At 73.0% G+C, this 16,197-nt stretch carries 13 protein-coding genes; 2 read left to right on the top strand and 11 right to left on the bottom strand.

The genetic code is table 11. The features are described 5' to 3' along the window. Positions 1–216 precede the first annotated feature (216 nt). The gene (locus tag ACGF8A_RS16775) at positions 217–972 is read left to right on the top strand and encodes an SIS domain-containing protein (protein WP_393108730.1); all 756 of its coding nucleotides are present in this window, start codon (positions 217–219) and stop codon (positions 970–972) included. A 94-nt stretch (positions 973–1,066) separates the two neighbouring features. On the opposite strand, the gene ACGF8A_RS16770 is transcribed toward ACGF8A_RS16775, so the two are convergent. The 3 genes from ACGF8A_RS16770 to ACGF8A_RS16760 form a co-directional block, all read right to left on the bottom strand. Next, positions 1,067–2,515, bottom strand: coding sequence for a PAS domain-containing protein (locus tag ACGF8A_RS16770; protein ID WP_393108728.1), 1,449 nt, complete (start codon positions 2,513–2,515; stop codon positions 1,067–1,069). Positions 2,516–2,673: 158 nt separating this feature from the next. Continuing rightward, the gene (locus ACGF8A_RS16765) at positions 2,674–3,510 is read right to left on the bottom strand and encodes a GNAT family N-acetyltransferase (RefSeq protein WP_393108726.1); all 837 of its coding nucleotides are present in this window, start codon (positions 3,508–3,510) and stop codon (positions 2,674–2,676) included. Positions 3,511–3,824: 314 nt separating this feature from the next. Then, entirely contained in the window at positions 3,825–4,925 is a 1,101-nt protein-coding gene (locus ACGF8A_RS16760) for a citrate synthase 2 (RefSeq protein WP_393108724.1), read from the bottom strand. Positions 4,926–5,269: 344 nt separating this feature from the next. Between ACGF8A_RS16760 and pdxH the strand changes: the two genes are divergently transcribed. Beyond that, positions 5,270–5,944, top strand: coding sequence for a pyridoxamine 5'-phosphate oxidase (gene pdxH, locus ACGF8A_RS16755; RefSeq protein ID WP_393108722.1), 675 nt, complete (start codon positions 5,270–5,272; stop codon positions 5,942–5,944). A gap of 28 nt (positions 5,945–5,972) precedes the next feature. Here pdxH and ACGF8A_RS16750 read toward each other — a convergent pair whose 3' ends face one another. From ACGF8A_RS16750 to ACGF8A_RS16715, 8 genes are all read right to left on the bottom strand, one after another. Beyond that, positions 5,973–6,629 (bottom strand): TetR/AcrR family transcriptional regulator, encoded by a 657-nt coding sequence (locus ACGF8A_RS16750; RefSeq protein ID WP_393108720.1) that lies wholly within the window; start codon positions 6,627–6,629, stop codon positions 5,973–5,975. Then, complete coding sequence (locus tag ACGF8A_RS16745) at positions 6,617–7,351, bottom strand: enoyl-CoA hydratase family protein (RefSeq protein ID WP_393108718.1); 735 nt, start codon at positions 7,349–7,351, stop codon at positions 6,617–6,619. The genes ACGF8A_RS16750 and ACGF8A_RS16745 overlap by 13 nt, the downstream gene beginning before the upstream one ends. Continuing rightward, on the bottom strand, positions 7,348–8,916 hold the full coding sequence (locus tag ACGF8A_RS16740; RefSeq protein WP_393108716.1) for a 4-coumarate--CoA ligase family protein: 1,569 nt from the start codon (positions 8,914–8,916) through the stop codon (positions 7,348–7,350). Before ACGF8A_RS16740 ends, ACGF8A_RS16745 begins: the two co-directional genes overlap by 4 nt. A 49-nt stretch (positions 8,917–8,965) precedes the next feature. After that, entirely contained in the window at positions 8,966–10,126 is a 1,161-nt protein-coding gene (locus tag ACGF8A_RS16735) for an acyl-CoA dehydrogenase family protein (RefSeq protein WP_393108714.1), read from the bottom strand. An 81-nt stretch (positions 10,127–10,207) separates the two neighbouring features. Continuing rightward, positions 10,208–12,049: a biotin carboxylase N-terminal domain-containing protein gene (locus ACGF8A_RS16730; RefSeq protein WP_393108712.1), complete on the bottom strand. Its 1,842-nt coding sequence runs from the start codon at positions 12,047–12,049 to the stop codon at positions 10,208–10,210. A 6-nt stretch (positions 12,050–12,055) separates the two neighbouring features. Continuing rightward, a complete protein-coding gene (locus tag ACGF8A_RS16725) occupies positions 12,056–13,654 on the bottom strand; it encodes an acyl-CoA carboxylase subunit beta (protein ID WP_393108710.1) in 1,599 nt (532 codons plus the stop codon). Further along, positions 13,651–15,330: an acyclic terpene utilization AtuA family protein gene (locus tag ACGF8A_RS16720; protein ID WP_393108708.1), complete on the bottom strand. Its 1,680-nt coding sequence runs from the start codon at positions 15,328–15,330 to the stop codon at positions 13,651–13,653. Before ACGF8A_RS16720 ends, ACGF8A_RS16725 begins: the two co-directional genes overlap by 4 nt. Further along, positions 15,327–16,121 (bottom strand): TIGR03084 family metal-binding protein, encoded by a 795-nt coding sequence (locus ACGF8A_RS16715; protein WP_393108706.1) that lies wholly within the window; start codon positions 16,119–16,121, stop codon positions 15,327–15,329. The genes ACGF8A_RS16720 and ACGF8A_RS16715 overlap by 4 nt, the downstream gene beginning before the upstream one ends. Positions 16,122–16,197: the final 76 nt, after the last annotated feature.

Genomic DNA, 16,197 nt, shown 5'->3' with positions numbered 1-16,197 from the left:
CGCCGAAACCAGGGGGTACATGCTGATACGTGACGGCGGGGCGTACAGCGCGGACGCCGCCCGCCGCGCCCGTATTGACATCCCACTGGTCCAGACCGCACCGTGATCCGCGACACAGTGCGACACAGCGGGCTGCGACACTGCGCGACTCGGCGCGAGACAGTGCCACCCGGTGCGAGACAGTGCGAGTGCGTGAAGCGGAGCGAAGGAGCTCATATGGGCGACAGCACGCCGGCCGACCAGTACCTCGACGCCGCCGCCGGTCTGCTGCAGCGCGTCCGTGAGGAGGAGTCCGAGAACATCGCGGCCGCCGGCCGGCTCCTCGCCGGCACCGTCGCCGCGGGGGGCCGGCTGTTCGCCTTCGGCGCCGGGCACTCCTCGCTCGCCGCCCAGGACGTGGTCTACCGCGCGGGCGGGCTCGCGCTGATGAACCTGCTCGTCGTGCCGGGAGTCGTCGGCGTCGACGTGATGCCCGCCACGCTCGGCTCCGCCCTGGAGCGCGTCGACGGCCTCGCCGCCGCCGTCCTGGGCTCCTCACCGCTGCGCGCGGGTGACGCCCTGGTGATCATCTCGCTGTCCGGCCGCAACGCCCTCCCCGTGGAGATGGCGCTCGAAGCCCGCGCCCTGGGCGTGCGGGTGATCGGCGTGACCTCGGTCGCGTACGCCGCCGAGACCTCCTCACGGCACTCGTCCGGGTCGTATCTGAAGGACCACTGCGACATCGTCCTCGACTCGAAGATCGCGGTCGGCGACGCGGAACTCACCCACGACTCCGTCCCGGCCCCCTTCGCCCCCGCCTCCACGGTGGTGACCGCGGCCCTGCTCCAGTCCGTCATGGCCACGGCAGCCGTCGCGCTGGCCGACAGCGGCATCGAGCCTCCCCTGCTGCGCTCGGGCAACGTGGACGGCGGCCACGACTGGAACGGGCGGGTGCTGGAGGAGTACGGCGACCGGATCTTCTACCGGCACTGAGGCCCCGGGGCGCGCCGACCGAGCCCGGGCAGACTCGCACTCCCCCGCCACTCCGCCGCACGCCGTCCGGCCCCACCACTCCGCCGGACGCCGTTCAGCCCCGGTCCTCCCCCACCAGCCCCGCCAGGTCCAGTGCCGTCGCGATGCGGACGGCCACGTCCTCGGCGTACACGGTGTCGGAACGCTCGAACGCGCTCCGCCCGCTCCCCCGCAGAAACGTCACGACACCGAGCGTGCGCCCCCGGCTGCGCAGCACCGCGCACAGCGCGTGCACCGCGTCCGCCGGCCACTGCCTGGTCGTCGCCCACGCACGCGCCCGCTCGGCCGGCACACTGCCGACGCTGGCCCGGACGGTGCCGATGCGTTCCACGCACTGCAGGGCCGGATGCCCCTCGCCGTACCGCGCGGGCAGCCCGGCGTGCCCCGAAAGCAGGCTCGGCCCGGGCGCACCCGAGGGCGTGCCGGCCACCCGTACCAGCCGGACCGGCCCCACGGACTCCGCGTCGGACAGCGCACCGCCCGCCACCCGGTCGATCAGCGCATGGTCCGCGAACCCGGCCAGCGCGAAGTCCAGGTGGACGGTCGCGGCCTCCGCCGCGTCCTCGCACTCGGCGGCCGCACGGGCGGCCCGGTGCAGCTGACTGCCGCGGAACCGAAGCAGCGCCGCCTCCTGCTCGCCCTGCTTGGCCTCGGTGACGTCCTGGAACAGCCAGCCCACCCCGAGCGGAACCGGCTCCTCCGCCAGCGGCGACGCCAGCCGCAGGAACCCGCTGCGCCAGCAACGCCGCCTCTCGCCCTCCGGCGTGCGCACGCTCACCCATATCTCCGCCGGCGCGGGAGGCGCGCCCTCACCCAGCACATGCGTGAGCGCGCTCTCCAGCTCCTCCACACCCTGCGCCAGCAACTCGCCGAGCGGCCGTCCCAGCGCGGCCGTGCGCCCGATGCCCAGCGCGCGGGCCGCGTGCGCGTTCACCACGGCGGGCCGCAGATCCGCGTCGACCAGGACCACACCCCAGCTCGCGTCCTCGAACAACGCCTCGCTCAGCGCGATGGACCGCTCCAGATCGATCTGCGCGTGCACCTCGCTGAAGGCGCAGTACACCCCCGCGGGCTTGCCGTCCGGACCCGGCACCGCAGCCGACTGGGTCCGCACCAGCACCCGCCCGCCGTCCTTGGTCAGCAGCGCGAACTCGTGCACCTGGCGGCCCGGCGCGTTCATGGCGGACAGCAGCCGCCCCTCGACCTCCTCGGCGTCGGCGCTGCGCACGGCCCACCCGGCGAAGCCGTGCCGCCCCACCGCCTCCTCGGCCGTCCAGCCGAGAATGCGCTCCGCCTCGCGGTTCCAGTGGGTCACGACCCCGTCGGCGTCGAAAGCGCACAGCGCCGCGTCCATGCCGTCCAGCAGGGCGGCGAGCAGATCCGAACCACCCGAACCCTCAGATCCGTCCGGCCCCTGCGGCCCCTGCGGGCCGTCCGGACCCTGCGGACCGGGCTCGTCCGGTCCCAGTTCGTCCGTGGTCCCACTACGCCGGGAAGCACTCACCTGAACCCCCTGCAGGCTGCGTCAGCACGAACGGCGCGTCGGTTCGTTCACTTGCCATCATTCAACTCGAACGTGACGCAGCCCACATATGGTTCCCGCAAGATTGCCGGAATCGTTGTGCGGCGGAAATCGCACGACAACCGCGCGACAACCGCCCGCTAACTCTCGATGACCGAAAGCCGCAGGTCAACCCACTCGTCTTGCTCCCCCGGGAGCACATACCGGTCAACCTCGGCGAACCCACGCGCGGCGGCGAACCGCAGACCGTCCCCGTTGGCCGCCAGAACGCAGGTCTCCACCACACCGGCACCCAGCACACGCGCGTGCGCGAGCCCGTCGTCGTAGAGCACGCGCCCGACGCCCCGGCCCCGCCACTCGGGCAGCGCCCGGGCGATCACGGTCACCGCGCCGCCCTCCCGCTCCGGGGGCCGCACGGTCGAGCACCCCACGAGCGCCTCACCGACGTACGCGTTCACCAGCCGGTACCGCCCGCTCCGCTCCCGCACCTCCTCCGGGGAGAGCGCGCCGGGCGGCACCACGGTGTTGTGCACATGCCGCCACTCCTCCAGCATCCGCTCGCCCTCGACGGCCTCGATCCGCACCCCGGCGACCGGCCCGCGCCGCGCGTACACCTCGATCTCGATCTTCATCCGGACGTCCGCCAGCCCGCACACCATCATGGTCGCGGCCGGCCGCACCTCCCCGAACACCCGGCGCAACACCGGCCAGCAGGGCTCGAAGTCGTCCCGCTCGGGCAGCAGGTACCGCACGCGCACGACGTCCGCGAACGTACAGCCGGCCTCCGCCAGCGCCGCGCCCATGTTCCGCAGACACTGCTCGGCCTGCTCCACCACGTCGTCCGAGATGGACATGGCCGCGTAGTCGAACCCGGTCGTCCCGGACACATGCACCCAGTCCCCGTCGACGACGGCCCGCGCATACCCGATCCGCTCCTCGAACACCGACCCACTGAGAACCACCCGCCGCATTGTCATGCGCAGAACGCTAACGCGGGTCCCGTCAGCTTCACGGAAAAACGGTTGATGGCCGCCGGATGGCTTCCTAAGGTGGCGCGTACACGAGAAGGGAGGTGGTTCGGCACATGTATGCATACCGGACGCGTGAGGTGGCTGCGGGCTAGCGGCCCGGCACCACACTCTGTGCGGCGCCGGACCAGCACGTGAAAGACGCGTGCGGCCGGCCCAATCCCGAGCAGTCACCCGACCCGCGAGTCGCCGGTACGTCCGGCCGGCTCCTCCTTGGAGGAACCGGACTCGCGGGTCGTCTGCGTTCAGGGGCCTTCGCGGGGTCAGCGGGCGATGTCGTCGTGGCCCGGGATGGAGCGCGGGTCGCGGGGGCCCGGGCCGATGTAGCGGGCGGAGGGGCGGACGAGGCGGCCGGTGCGCTTCTGTTCGAGGATGTGGGCGGACCAGCCGGCCGTACGGGCGCACGTGAACATCGAGGTGAACATGTGGGCGGGGACCTCGGCGAAGTCGAGCATGATGGCCGCCCAGAACTCGACGTTGGTGGCGAGGATCCGGTCGGGGCGGCGATTGTGGAGTTCCTCCAGGGCCGCCTTCTCCAGCGCCTCCGCGATCTCGAAGCGGGGTGCGCCGAGTTCGCGGGCGGTGCGGCGCAGGACGCGGGCGCGGGGGTCCTCGGCGCGGTAGACGCGGTGGCCGAAGCCCATGAGGCGTTCGCCCCGGTCGAGGGCCTGCTTGACGTAAGCCTCGGCGTCGCCGGTGCGTTCGATCTCCTCGATCATGCCGAGGACGCGGGAGGGGGCGCCGCCGTGGAGGGGGCCGCTCATGGCTCCCACGGCTCCGGAGAGGGCCGCCGCCACGTCGGCGCCGGTGGAGGCGATGACCCTGGCGGTGAAGGTGGACGCGTTCATGCCGTGCTCGGCGGCGCTGGTCCAGTAGGCGTCGACGGCCGCCACGTGCTTGGGGTCGGGCTCGCCGCGCCAGCGGATCATGAAACGTTCGACGACGGACTGGGCCTTGTCGATCTCGCTCTGCGGAACCATGGGGCGGCCCTGGCCCCGGGCGGACTGGGCGACGTAGGAGAGGGCCATCACGGCGGCCCGGGCGAGGTCCTCCCGGGCCTGTTCGGCGTCGATGTCGAGCAGGGGTTTCAGGCCCCACACCGGGGCGAGCATGGCGAGTGCCGACTGGACGTCGACGCGGATGTCGCCGGAGTGCACGGGGATGGGGAAGGGCTCGGCGGGCGGCAGGCCTGGGTTGAAGGCGCCGTCGACGAGCAGTCCCCAGACGTTGCCGAACGAGACGTGACCGACCAGGTCCTCGATGTCGACGCCCCGGTACCGGAGGGCGCCGCCCTCCTTGTCCGGTTCGGCGATCTCCGTCTCGAACGCGACGACTCCTTCGAGTCCGGGTACGAAGTCGGACATCAGGCGGCTCCTCGGATGTGTGCGACGGGCGGTTGTGGGCCACGGAGTGGTGCGGCACCCCGTGTGCGGGTGTGGCCGGGTGACCGGTCCTGCCGGTGCCGGTGACCGTGTTCCGGGTGTGGAGACGGGTGATCGCCCGGGGGATCCACGGTCGGTCTGCGGACTCGCGGTCCTGGGCGGTCATGGGGGGTGATGCCCCGTGAGGCGGGCGGTCACCCCACCACAAGGGCATCTGCACGATATCCCCGGGTGCCACCCTTGGGGAGAGGTGACGGCACCCAGTGCCAATGCGTGACGAACCACACCATGCCGGAGCCCTGCCGTGCATACGGCAGGATGACCGCGTGACCGACGAAGACACCGTCCCCGCTGCGCCCGATCCCGCCGCGATGCGCAAGCACTACCGGGCGGAGGGGCTGTCCGAGACCGAGCTGGCCGCCACGCCGGTGGAGCAGTTCGCGCGGTGGTTCAAGCAGGCCGCGACCGAGGGCCGGCTGTTCGAGCCGAACGCGATGGTGGTCTCCACGGCCGACGCCCAGGGCCGCCCCAGTTCCCGTACGGTGCTGCTGAAGCACTTCGACGAGGCGGGCTTCGTCTTCTACACGAACTACGACTCCCGCAAGGCGCGCGATCTCGCCGAGAACCCGCACGTCTCGCTGCTCTTCCCCTGGTACACGATGGCCCGCCAGGTCATCGTGACGGGCGTGGCGCGGCGCACCGGCCGGGACGAGACCGCCGCGTACTTCCGTACCCGCCCGCACGGTTCGCAGCTCGGTGCGTGGGCGAGCGCCCAGTCGACGGTGATCGGCACCCGCGCGGACCTGGACGCCTCCTACGCGGAGCTCTCGGCCCGCTACCCCGAGGGCGAACAGGTCCCGGTCCCCCCGCACTGGGGCGGCTTCCGGGTGGTCCCGCGGACGGTGGAGTTCTGGCAGGGCCGCGAGAACCGCCTCCACGACCGCCTGCGCTACGTGTCCCGGGCGGACGGGAGCTGGGGGGTGGAGCGGCTCAGTCCGTGACGCCGCCGGGGCCCGGCGGGCGTTCGCCTCACCCCAACGCCTCCCCCAGCAGTGCCGCCCACTGGGTGACCACGCGGTCGCGGCGGGCGGTGTCGTCGGTGAGGAGGTTGGCGAGGCCGAGGCCTCGGGCCATGTCGAGGAGGCCCTGGACGGATTCGCGGACGCCGGGGCGGGATTCGTCGGCGGCGAGGAGGTCGACGGCTATGCGGTGGGTCTCGCGGCCGACGCGGGCCTCGAGTTCGGTGACGCGGGGGCGCAGCTGGTCCTCGTCGGAGGCGGCGACCCACAGGTGGAGGGCGGCGCGGAACAGCGGGCCGGTGTAGAGGTCGACGAGTGCGGCGACCACCGCGCGGCGGTCGCCCGCCGCGCCGTGCGGGAACAGGGCGCGCAGGGCGCCCGAGCGTTCCTCGGCGACGTACTCGACGGCGGCCGTGAAGAGGTCCTCGCGGGTGGGGAAGTGGTGCTGGGCGGCGCCGCGGGAGACGCCGGCGCGTTCGGCGACGACGGTGACGGTGGAGCCTGCCCAGCCGTGTTCGGCGAGGCAGGCCACGGCGGCTTCGAGGAGCCGCTGCCGGGTGGCGCGGCTGCGGTCCTGCTTGGGTACGCGGTCGGCGCGGTCCCCGGCGGTCACCGTCGTGACCGCGCCGGCCGCGCCGGCCGCGCCGGCCGGGTTCACAGCACCCATGGTGGATCCCGTCGTTCGAGGAAGGCTGTCATGCCCTCGCGGGCGTCGGCGGAGGCGAACATCCGGGCCGAGAGGGCGGTCAGCTCCGCCGCGTCCCGGTCGAACGTCTGAAGCACCTTAGCCGTGAGCAGCCGTTTCGTCTCGGCCAGTGCCTGCGGTGAGGAGCGCCGCAGCCCGTCGAGGATCGGTTCGAGTACGGCGTCGGCGTCGTCGCCGGCCGCGGTGAGCAGGCCGATGCGGGCGGCCTCGGCTGCGTCGAGGCGTTCGCCGGTGAGGTAGTAGCGGGCGAGGGCGCGCGGGTCGGTGCGGGGCAGCAGGGGCAGGGAGATGACGGCGGGGGCCACGCCGATCCTGACCTCGGTGAAGGCGAAGGTCGCCGCGCCGGACGCCACCGCGATGTCGCAGGCGGCGAGCAGTCCGAGGCCGCCCGCGCGGACGTGGCCGGTGACGCGGGCGACGACGGGTCGGGGCAGTTCGGCGATCTGGCGGAGGAGGCCGACGAGGGCGTCCGGGTCGGGAGGGTCGCGCAGGTCGGCGCCCGCGCAGAAGGTGTTGCCGGTGTGGGTGAGGACGACGGCGCGGACGTCGGTGTCCTTGCCGCTGTCGGCCAGGGCGGCGGCGAGTTCGCCGACCAGGGCGGCGGACAGGGCGTTGCGGTTGGCCGGGGAGTCGAGGGTGAGGGTCTCGACTCCCCGGGTGCGGGTGCGGCCGATCAGGGTCACGTGGTCTCCCGGAGCCGGCGGCGCAGTATCTTGCCGGACGCGGCGCGGGGGACGCCGGCGATGAAGCTGACCTGGCGGACGCGTTTGTAGGGGGCGACGCGTTCGGCGACGTGCATCATGACCTCGTTCGCGGTCAGGCCGGGCGCGGCCGGCTGGCGGACGACGTACGCGCGCGGGACCTCGTTGCCGTCCTCGTCGTGGACGCCGATGACGGCGGCGTCGGCGATGCCCGGGTGGGTGAGGAGGAGGGCCTCCAGTTCGGCGGGGGCCACCTGGAAGCCCTTGTACTTGATCAGTTCCTTGACGCGGTCCACGACGAACAGCCAGCCGTCGCCGTCGACGTGCCCGACGTCCCCGGTGTGCAGCCAGCCGTCGGCGTCGATCATCGCGGCGGTGTCGTCGGGGCGGCCGAGGTAGCCCTTCATGACCTGGGGGCCGCGGATGAGGATCTCGCCGGGTTCTCCGGTGCCGAGGTCCTTGCCGGGGTCGTCGAGGGAGACGATGCGCATCTCGGTTCCGGCGATGAGCCGGCCGACGGTGCCGGGCGGGGCGTCCGTCATGGCGTCCAGGGGGACGACGTGGGTGCCCGGGGAGAGTTCGGTCATGCCGTACGCCTGGCCGAGGGGCGGCAGGTCCAGGCGCCGGGAGCAGGCGGCGGCGAGGTTCGCGTCCAGCGGTGCGGCGGCGCTGATGACGTACTTCAGGGACGACAGGTCGTACTGCGCGACCGCGGGGTGCTTGGCGAGGGCGAGGACGATCGGCGGGGCGACGTACAGGCCGGTGATGCGGTGGTTCTGGATGGCGGCGAGGAACTGCTCCAGGTCGAAGCGGGGCAGCACGACGACGGTGGCGCCGACTCTCAGGGGCGCGTTCATCAGGGCGGTGAGGCCGTAGATGTGGAAGAAGGGCAGGACGGCGAGGATGCGGTCGCCGGGACCCGCGCTGATCGCCGGTTCGAGCTGGGCGAGGTTGGTGGCGATCTGCCGGTGGGTGAGCATGACGCCCTTGGGGACGCCGGTGGTGCCCGAGGAGTACGGGAGGGCGGCCACGTCCTCGGCGGGGTCGATGGCGAGCCGCGGCTCGGGGGCCGTGGAGGCCAGCATGTCGATCAGTGAGCGGTGTCCGGGCGCGCTGTCGCAGACGAAGATCTCCTGGACGCCGCCCGCGAGTTCGGCGGCCCGGCGGGCGGTGTCCAGCAGGGGTGAGACGGTGACGATCCAGCGGGCCGCCGAGTCGCGCAGCTGCTTGGCGAACTCCTCGGCCGTGGCGAGGGGGTGCACGGTGGTGACGGCGGCACCCGCGCGCGTGGCGGCGTAGAAGGCCGTGGGGAAGGCGATCGTGTTCGGGCTGTGCAGGGCGAGGACGTCGCCCTTGCGCACGCCGGCCTCGGCGAGCGCGGCGGCGATCCGCCGGTGGAACCGGTCCACCTGCTCGTACGAGAGGGTGGTGCCGTCGGTGCCGTCGACGAGGGCCGGCAGCTCGCCGAAGTCGGCGGCGCGGCCCAGTACGGCTTCGTGGATGGGGAGTTCTACGGGCGGGACGTCGGCGTACGCGCTGCGGAACACGGTTCCTCCAAGCGGTGCGGCCCGGCTCGGGACGGCGGGGCGGTGCGGCTCAGTACGACTTGGGCAGGCCCAGGGTCTGGTGGGACACGTAGTTGAGAATCATCTCCCGGCTCACCGGCGCGATACGAGCCACGCGCGCGGCCGTTATCAGCGAGGCGAGGCCGAACTCACGGGTGAGGCCGTTGCCGCCGAGGGTGTGCACGGCCTGGTCGACGGCCTTCACACAGGCCTCGCCCGCCGCGTACTTGGCCATGTTGGCGGCCTCGCCGGCGCCGGTGTCGTCGCCCGCGTCGTACAGGTGCGCCGCCTTCTGCGTCATCAGGCGGGCGAGTTCGAGGTCGATGTGGGCCTGGGCGAGGGGGTGGGCGATGGCCTGGTGGGCGCCGATGGGCGACTTCCAGACGGTGCGCTCGCGGGCGTAGTCGAGGGCCTTGGCGAGGGCGTGGCGGCCCATGCCGATCGCGAAGGCGGCGGTCATGATGCGTTCGGGGTTGAGGCCGGCGAAGAGTTGCAGCAGGCCGGCGTCCTCGTCGCCGACGAGGGCGTCGGCGGGCAGCCGTACGTCGTCCAGGGTCAGCTCGAACTGCTTCTCGGCGGCGTTGAGTTCCATGTCGATGGGGCGCTTGTGGAAGCCGTCGGCGTCGGTGGGGACGATGAACAGGCAGGGCTTGAGGTTGCCGGTGCGGGCGTCCTCGGTGCGCCCAACGATCAGGACGGCGTCGGCCATGTCGACCCCGGAGATGAACACCTTGCGGCCGGTCAGGAGCCAGTCGGCGCCGTCCCGGCGGGCGGTGGTGGTGATGCGGTGGCTGTTGGAGCCGGCGTCGGGTTCGGTGATGCCGAAGGCCATGAGCCGGGTGCCGTCGGCGAGTCCCGGGAGCCATCCCCGCTTCTGCTCCTCGGTGCCGAAGCGGGAGATCACCGTGCCGCAGATCGCCGGGGAGACGACCAGCATGAGCAGGGGGCTGCCGGCCGCGCCGAGTTCTTCGAGGACGATGGAGAGTTCCGCGATGCCGCCGCCTCCGCCGCCGTACTCCTCGGGGAGGTTGACGCCGAGGTAGCCGAATTTGCCTGCCTCCAGCCAGAGTTCGGTGGGGGGTTTGCCTTCGGCGACCGTCTTCGTGAGGTACTCGCGGCCGTAGCGTTTGCCGAGGGCGGCGACGGCTTCGCGCAGGGCCTTGTGCTCCGCGGGTTCGATGAGGGTGGTCATGCGGTTCCTCCGGGTGCGGGTGGTGGGTGGCTGGTCGCGCTCACGCGGCGGAGCCGCATATTCAATGCAGCCCCGCGCCCCTCAGGTCGGCTGCACCACCGCCAGCAGCAAGCCCGGCTCCACCTGCTGTCCCGGCTTGGCGTGCAGTGCGGTGAGTGTGCCGTCGGCCGGCGCCGAGATCTGGTGCTGCATCTTCATCGCCTCCAGCCAGATCAGCGGCTGCCCGGCCGTCACGGCGACGCCCTCGGTGAGGCCCTCGGCCACGCGGACGACCGTTCCCGGCATGGGAGCGAGGAGGGAGCCGGGGGCGTGCTGGGTGGTGGCGTCGGGGAAGCGGGGCAGGGCGGTGAGGCGGGTGGCGTCGACGTACACCTGGTCGCCGTACCGGGCGACCTCGAACCGGCGCTGTACGCCGTCCACTTCGAGGACGACGGTGCGCGCGTCGGCGTGCACGACCCGTACGCCGTCCGCGGTGATGCCGTCCCTCGTGTGCCGGTACCGGACCTCGATCTCCTCGCCCGCCCGCTCGTAGCGCTTGGTCTGCGGCTGTGACGGGACGTTGCGCCAGCCGCCGAAGCGGGAGCGGCCGTGGGCGTCGGCGAGGGCGGCTGCCAGCGGGGCGTAGGGGTCAGGGGTGGGTTCGGTCACTTCCTGAAGGTGGCGGTCGTAGAAGCCCGTGTCCATGCGGGCCGTCGTGAACTCCTCGTGGCGCAGCGAGCGGATCAGGAGGTCGCGGTTGGTGGTGGGGCCGTGGATCGTGGTGCGTTCCAGGGCGCCGGCCAGTCTGCGGACGGCCTCCGCGCGCGTGGGGGCGTGGGCGACGGCCTTGGCGAGCATGGCGTCGTAGTGGACTCCGATCTCGTCGCCGCCGGTGCAGCCGGTGTCGAGGCGGATGCCTTCCGGGGCGTCGAGGCGGTGCAGGGTGCCGGTCTGCGGGGCCCAGCCCTTGGCGGGGTCCTCGGCGTAGAGGCGGGCCTCGACGGCGTGGCCGCGCGCGGGCGGCGGGTCCTTCTGGAGGGCGTGGCCCTCGGCGACGCGGATCTGCTCGGCGACGAGGTCGAGCCCGAACACGGCTTCCGTCACCGGGTGTTCGACCTGGAGGCGGGTGTTCATCTCCAGGAAGTGCGCGCGGCCGTCCGCGACGAGGAACTCGACGGTCCCGGCGCCCACGTAGGAGACCGCGCGGGCGGCGCGCACCGCCAGGGCGCACAACTCCCGCGTGAGCGCGTCGGACAGACCCGGTGCCGGGGCTTCCTCGATCACCTTCTGGTGGCGGCGCTGGAGGGAGCAGTCGCGGGTGCCGAGGGCCCAGACGGTGCCGTGGGTGTCGGCGAGGATCTGCACCTCGACGTGCCGGCCGTTCTCGACGTACGGCTCGACGAAGACCTCGTCGTCGCCGAAGGCACCGAGCGCCTCCGCGCGGGCCGCCGAGAGTTCGCCGTCCAGGTCCTCCAGGCGCCGTACGATCCGCATCCCGCGTCCGCCGCCGCCCGCGGCCGCCTTCACCAGGACCGGCAGGTCGGCCTCGGTGACCTTCTGCAGGGGTCCGAGCCCGAGCAGTTCCTTGGCGCGGGTCTTGGACGCCATCGTCTCGATGGCCTCCGGCGGCGGGCCGATCCAGCGCAGCCCCGCGTCGAGGACCGCGCGCGCGAAGCCGGCGTTCTCGGAGAGGAAGCCGTAGCCGGGGTGCACGGCGTCGGCACCCGCGGCGAGCGCGGCCTTGACGATCAGGTCGCCGCGCAGATACGTCTCGGCGGGCGCCGCCCCCGGCAGCCGTACGGCGGTGTCGGCCACGCGCGCGTGCAGGGCGTCGCCGTCCGCGTCCGAGTGCACCGCGACGGTGCGGATGCCGAGTTCACGGCAGGTGCGGAAGATCCGGCAGGCGATCTCGCCCCGGTTCGCGACAAGAACGGAAGTAATCACTGGGCCTCACATCCGGAAGACGCCGAAGCCGCCGCGCACGCCCTCGTACGGGGCGGTGTGGAGGGCGGACAGGCACAGGCCGAGGACGGTTCGGGTGTCGCGCGGGTCGATGACGCCGTCGTCGTAGAGGCGCCCGGACAGGAACATCGGCAGGGACTCGGACTCGATCTGCTGCTCGACCATCGCGCGCAGGGCGGCGTCCGCCTCGTCGTCGTAGGGCTGCCCCTTCGCGGCGGCGGACTGGCGGGCGACGATGGACAGCACGCCCGCGAGCTGCTGGGGGCCCATGACGGCGGACTTGGCGCTGGGCCAGGCGAAGAGGAAGCGCGGGTCGTAGGCGCGGCCGCACATGCCGTAGTGCCCGGCGCCGTAGGAGGCGCCCATGAGGACGGAGAGATGCGGGACGCGCGAGTTGGAGACCGCGTTGATCATCATGGCGCCGTGCTTGATGATGCCGCCCTGCTCGTACTCCCGGCCGACCATGTAGCCGGTGGTGTTGTGCAGGAACAGCAGCGGGATGTCGCGCTGGTTGGCGAGCTGGATGAACTGGGCCGCCTTCTGCGACTCCTCGCTGAACAGCACCCCTTGGGCGTTGGCGAGGATGCCGACGGGGTAGCCGTGCAGGGTGGCCCAGCCGGTGGCCAGGCTGGTCCCGTACAGCGGCTTGAACTCGTCGAAGTCGGAGGCGTCGACGATCCGGGCGACGACCTCGCGCGGGTCGAAGGGCACCTTCAGGTCGCCGGGGACGATGCCCAGCAGTTCCTCGGCCGCGTACTTCGGGGGCTCGGCGGGCCCGGGATCCGGATACGCCTTGCGGTGGTTGAGGCGGGCCACCACGCGCCGTGCCTGGCGCAGGGCGTCCCGCTCGTCCACGGCGAAGTGGTCCGCGAGGCCCGACACGCGCGCGTGCATGTCGGCGCCGCCCAGGGACTCGTCGTCGCTCTCCTCGCCGGTCGCCATCTTCACCAGGGGCGGACCGCCGAGGAAGACCTTGGCGCGCTCCTTGACCATGATCACGTGGTCGGACATGCCGGGGACGTACGCGCCCCCGGCCGTGGAGTTGCCGAAGACGACGGCCACGGTCGGGATGCCGGCCGCCGACAGCCGTGTGAGGTCCCGGAAGACGGCACCTCCGGGGATGAAGATCTCCTTCTGGGACGGCAGATCGGCGCCACCGGACTCCACCAGGCTGATGCAGGGCAGGCGGTTGGTGAGGGCGATGTCGTTGGCGCGCAGGGCCTTTTCGAGGCTCCACGGGTTGCTCGCGCCGCCGCGTACGGTCGGGTCGTTGGCGATGATCAGGCACTCGACGCCCTCGACCACGCCGATGCCGGTGACGAGGGAGGCGCCGACGGTGTGGTCGCTGCCCCAGGCCGCCAGCGGGGACAGTTCCAGGAAGGGCGTGTCCGGGTCGAGGAGCAGCTCGACGCGCTCGCGGGCGAGGAGCTTGCCGCGCCCCCGGTGCCGGGCGACGTACTTCTCGCCGCCGCCCGCGAGGGCCTTGGCGTGCTCGGCGTCCAGCTCGGCGAGCTTGCCGAGCATCGCGTCACGGTTCGCCCGGTACTCGGGGCTCGTGGTGTCGAGGGCGGAGGTCAGGACGGTCACAGGAGGGCCTCCGGGATGTCCAGGTGGCGGGAGCGCAGCCATTCGCCGAGGGCCTTGGCCTGCGGGTCGAAACGGGCCTGCGCGGCGACGCCTTCGCCGAGGATGCCCTCGACGACGAAGTTCAGGGCGCGCAGGTTCGGCAGGACGTGCCGGGTGACGGGCAGGTCGCGGGCCTCGGGGATCAGTTGCCGGAAGCGGTCGGCGGTCAGCTCGTGGGCGAGCCAGCGCCAGGCGTCGTCGGTCCGCGCCCACACGCCGGCGTTGGCGTCACCGCCCTTGTCGCCGCTGCGGGCTCCGGCGACGAGGCCGAGGGGGGCGCGGCGCACCGGCCCGGCCGGCAGGGGCTGCGGCAGGGGCGGTTCCGGGACGGGTTCCGGTACGAGGGTGGCGGCGGCCGGCGCGACCGGTACACGGCGTCCGTCGTCGAGGACCGCCGTGTGCTCGACGGCGTCCTGAGCGACGTATCCGGCCTCGAAGACCCCGTAGGGAGAGCCCTTCCCCGGGGGCGCGACGACGTGGAAGCCGGGATAGCTCGCGAGGGCCAGTTCCACGGCGGCCCCGCTCAGCGCCCGCCCGGTCTTCGTCTCGTCCGGGTCCCGTACGACCAGCCGCAGCAGGGCGCTCGCGCTCTCCTCGGTACCGGCGTCGGGCCGGTCGGTGCGTGCCAGGTCCCAGCGGATCTCGGCCGGCGGCGCCTTGGCCAGCGCGTCCGCCATCTGCTGGCGGACGAGGCCGGCCTTGGCGTCGATGTCGAGTCCGGTCAGGACGAAGACGACCTCGTTGCGGAATCCACCGATCCGGTTGAGGCCGACCTTGAGGGTCCCGGGCGGCGCCTCGCCCCGCACGCCGTCGATCCGCACCCGGTCGGGGCCGTCCTGGGTGAGCCGTACGGTGTCGAGGCGCGCGGTGACGTCGGGGCCGGCGTAACGGGCGCCGCCCGTCTCGTACAGCAGCTGCGCGGTGACCGTGCCGACGTCCACGAAACCGCCGGTTCCGGGGTGCTTGGTGATCACGCAGCTGCCGTCGGCGTGGATCTCGGCGAGCGGGAAGCCGGGCCTGCGGACGTCGGCCTGCCGCTCGTGGAAGAAGGAGTAGTTGCCGCCGGTGGCCTGGGTGCCGCACTCCAGGACGTGCCCGGCGACGACGGCGCCCGCGAGGCGGTCGTGGTCCCCCGGCCGCCAGCCGAAGTGGGCGGCGGCGGGCCCGGTGACCAGCGCCGCGTCGGTCACCCGGCCCGTCACCACGATGTCGGCGCCCTCCCGCAAGCAGGCGGCGATGCCGAAGCCGCCGAGGTAGGCGTGCGCGGCGAGGCTGCCCGGGTACCGGGCGGTGAGGTCGTCGCCCTCCACGTGCGCGACCCGCACGGGGATTCCCAGGCGGTCGGCCAGCTTCCTGACGGCACCCGCGAGTCCGGCGGGGTTGAGCCCGCCCGCGTTGGTGACGACGCGGACGCCCCGCTCGTGGGCGAGGCCGAGGCACTCCTCCAGCTGGCGCAGGAAGGTCCGGGCGTATCCGGCGCCGGGGTCCTTCAGCCGGTCCCGGGCCAGGATCAGCATCGTCAGCTCGGCGAGGTAGTCGCCGGTGAGGACGTCGAGTCCGCCGCCGGTGAGCATCTCACGCAGGGCGTCGAAACGGTCTCCGTAGAAGCCGGAGGCGTTGCCGATGCGCAGGGTCACCGGGCGTCACCCTTCGGCGGGCGGCCGTCGCCGGGCGGGCCCGCGAAGGCCTGGGCGATGCCGAGCCAGCGGTCCGCGTCCGTGCCCTCTGCGCGCACGTCCACGTCGTCGCGGTGGGCGCGCTGGGTGACCAGGAGCGCGAAGTCGTAGGCGGTGCCGGTGACACGCTGGGCGGCGCCCTCGGGACCGTAGGTCAGCAACTCGCCCGACGGGGCGACCAGTTCGACCCGGAATTCCTCGCCGGGCGCGGGCAGGCCGTGCGCCGCGAAGGCGAAGTCGCGGGCGCGGACGCCGATGCGGACGACGTGCTTCAGCCGGTCCGTCGGGGTGCGCTCGACCCCCAGGGCGTCGGCGACGTCCTGGCCGTGGGCCCACGTCTCCATGATCCGTCCGGTGGCCATGGAGGCGGCCGACATGGGCGGGCCGTACCAGGGGAAACGGGCACCGGGCGGGGCGGCGCGCAGGGCGGCGTCGAGGGCGGCACGCCCTTCCCTCCAGCTCGTGAGCAGTTCGGCGGGCGCAAGCCGCGCCCCCTCGTCGGCGCCGTCGTCCACGAAGGAGTCCGGCGCGGCGAAGGCCTTCTCGACCAGCGTCCGGAACGCGTCCTCGTCGGTGACGGCGAGCAGGGCGGAGCGGTCGGTCCAGGCGAGGTGGGCGATCTGGTGGGCGACGGTCCAGCGGGGCGCGGGGGTCGGCAGTGTCCAGCGCTCCGGCGGCAAGTCGGCGACGAGCCGGTCGAGTTCGTCGCTTTCGGCACGCAGGTCGTCGAAGACGGGGGTGGGGTCGGCCATGGGCAGGAGCGTGGCAGCGACACCGGAACAAATCAAGCACGCTTGCATGATTCTGTTTTGCCGATTCGCGGTGCCG

Origin of the sequence: Streptomyces sp. NPDC047706, from assembly GCF_043204795.1 — a bacterium.
In the GTDB taxonomy this organism is placed as follows: domain Bacteria; phylum Actinomycetota; class Actinomycetes; order Streptomycetales; family Streptomycetaceae; genus Streptomyces.
Note: the sequence above shows the minus strand (reverse complement) of the source record. Positions and strands in the feature narration are given on the sequence as shown.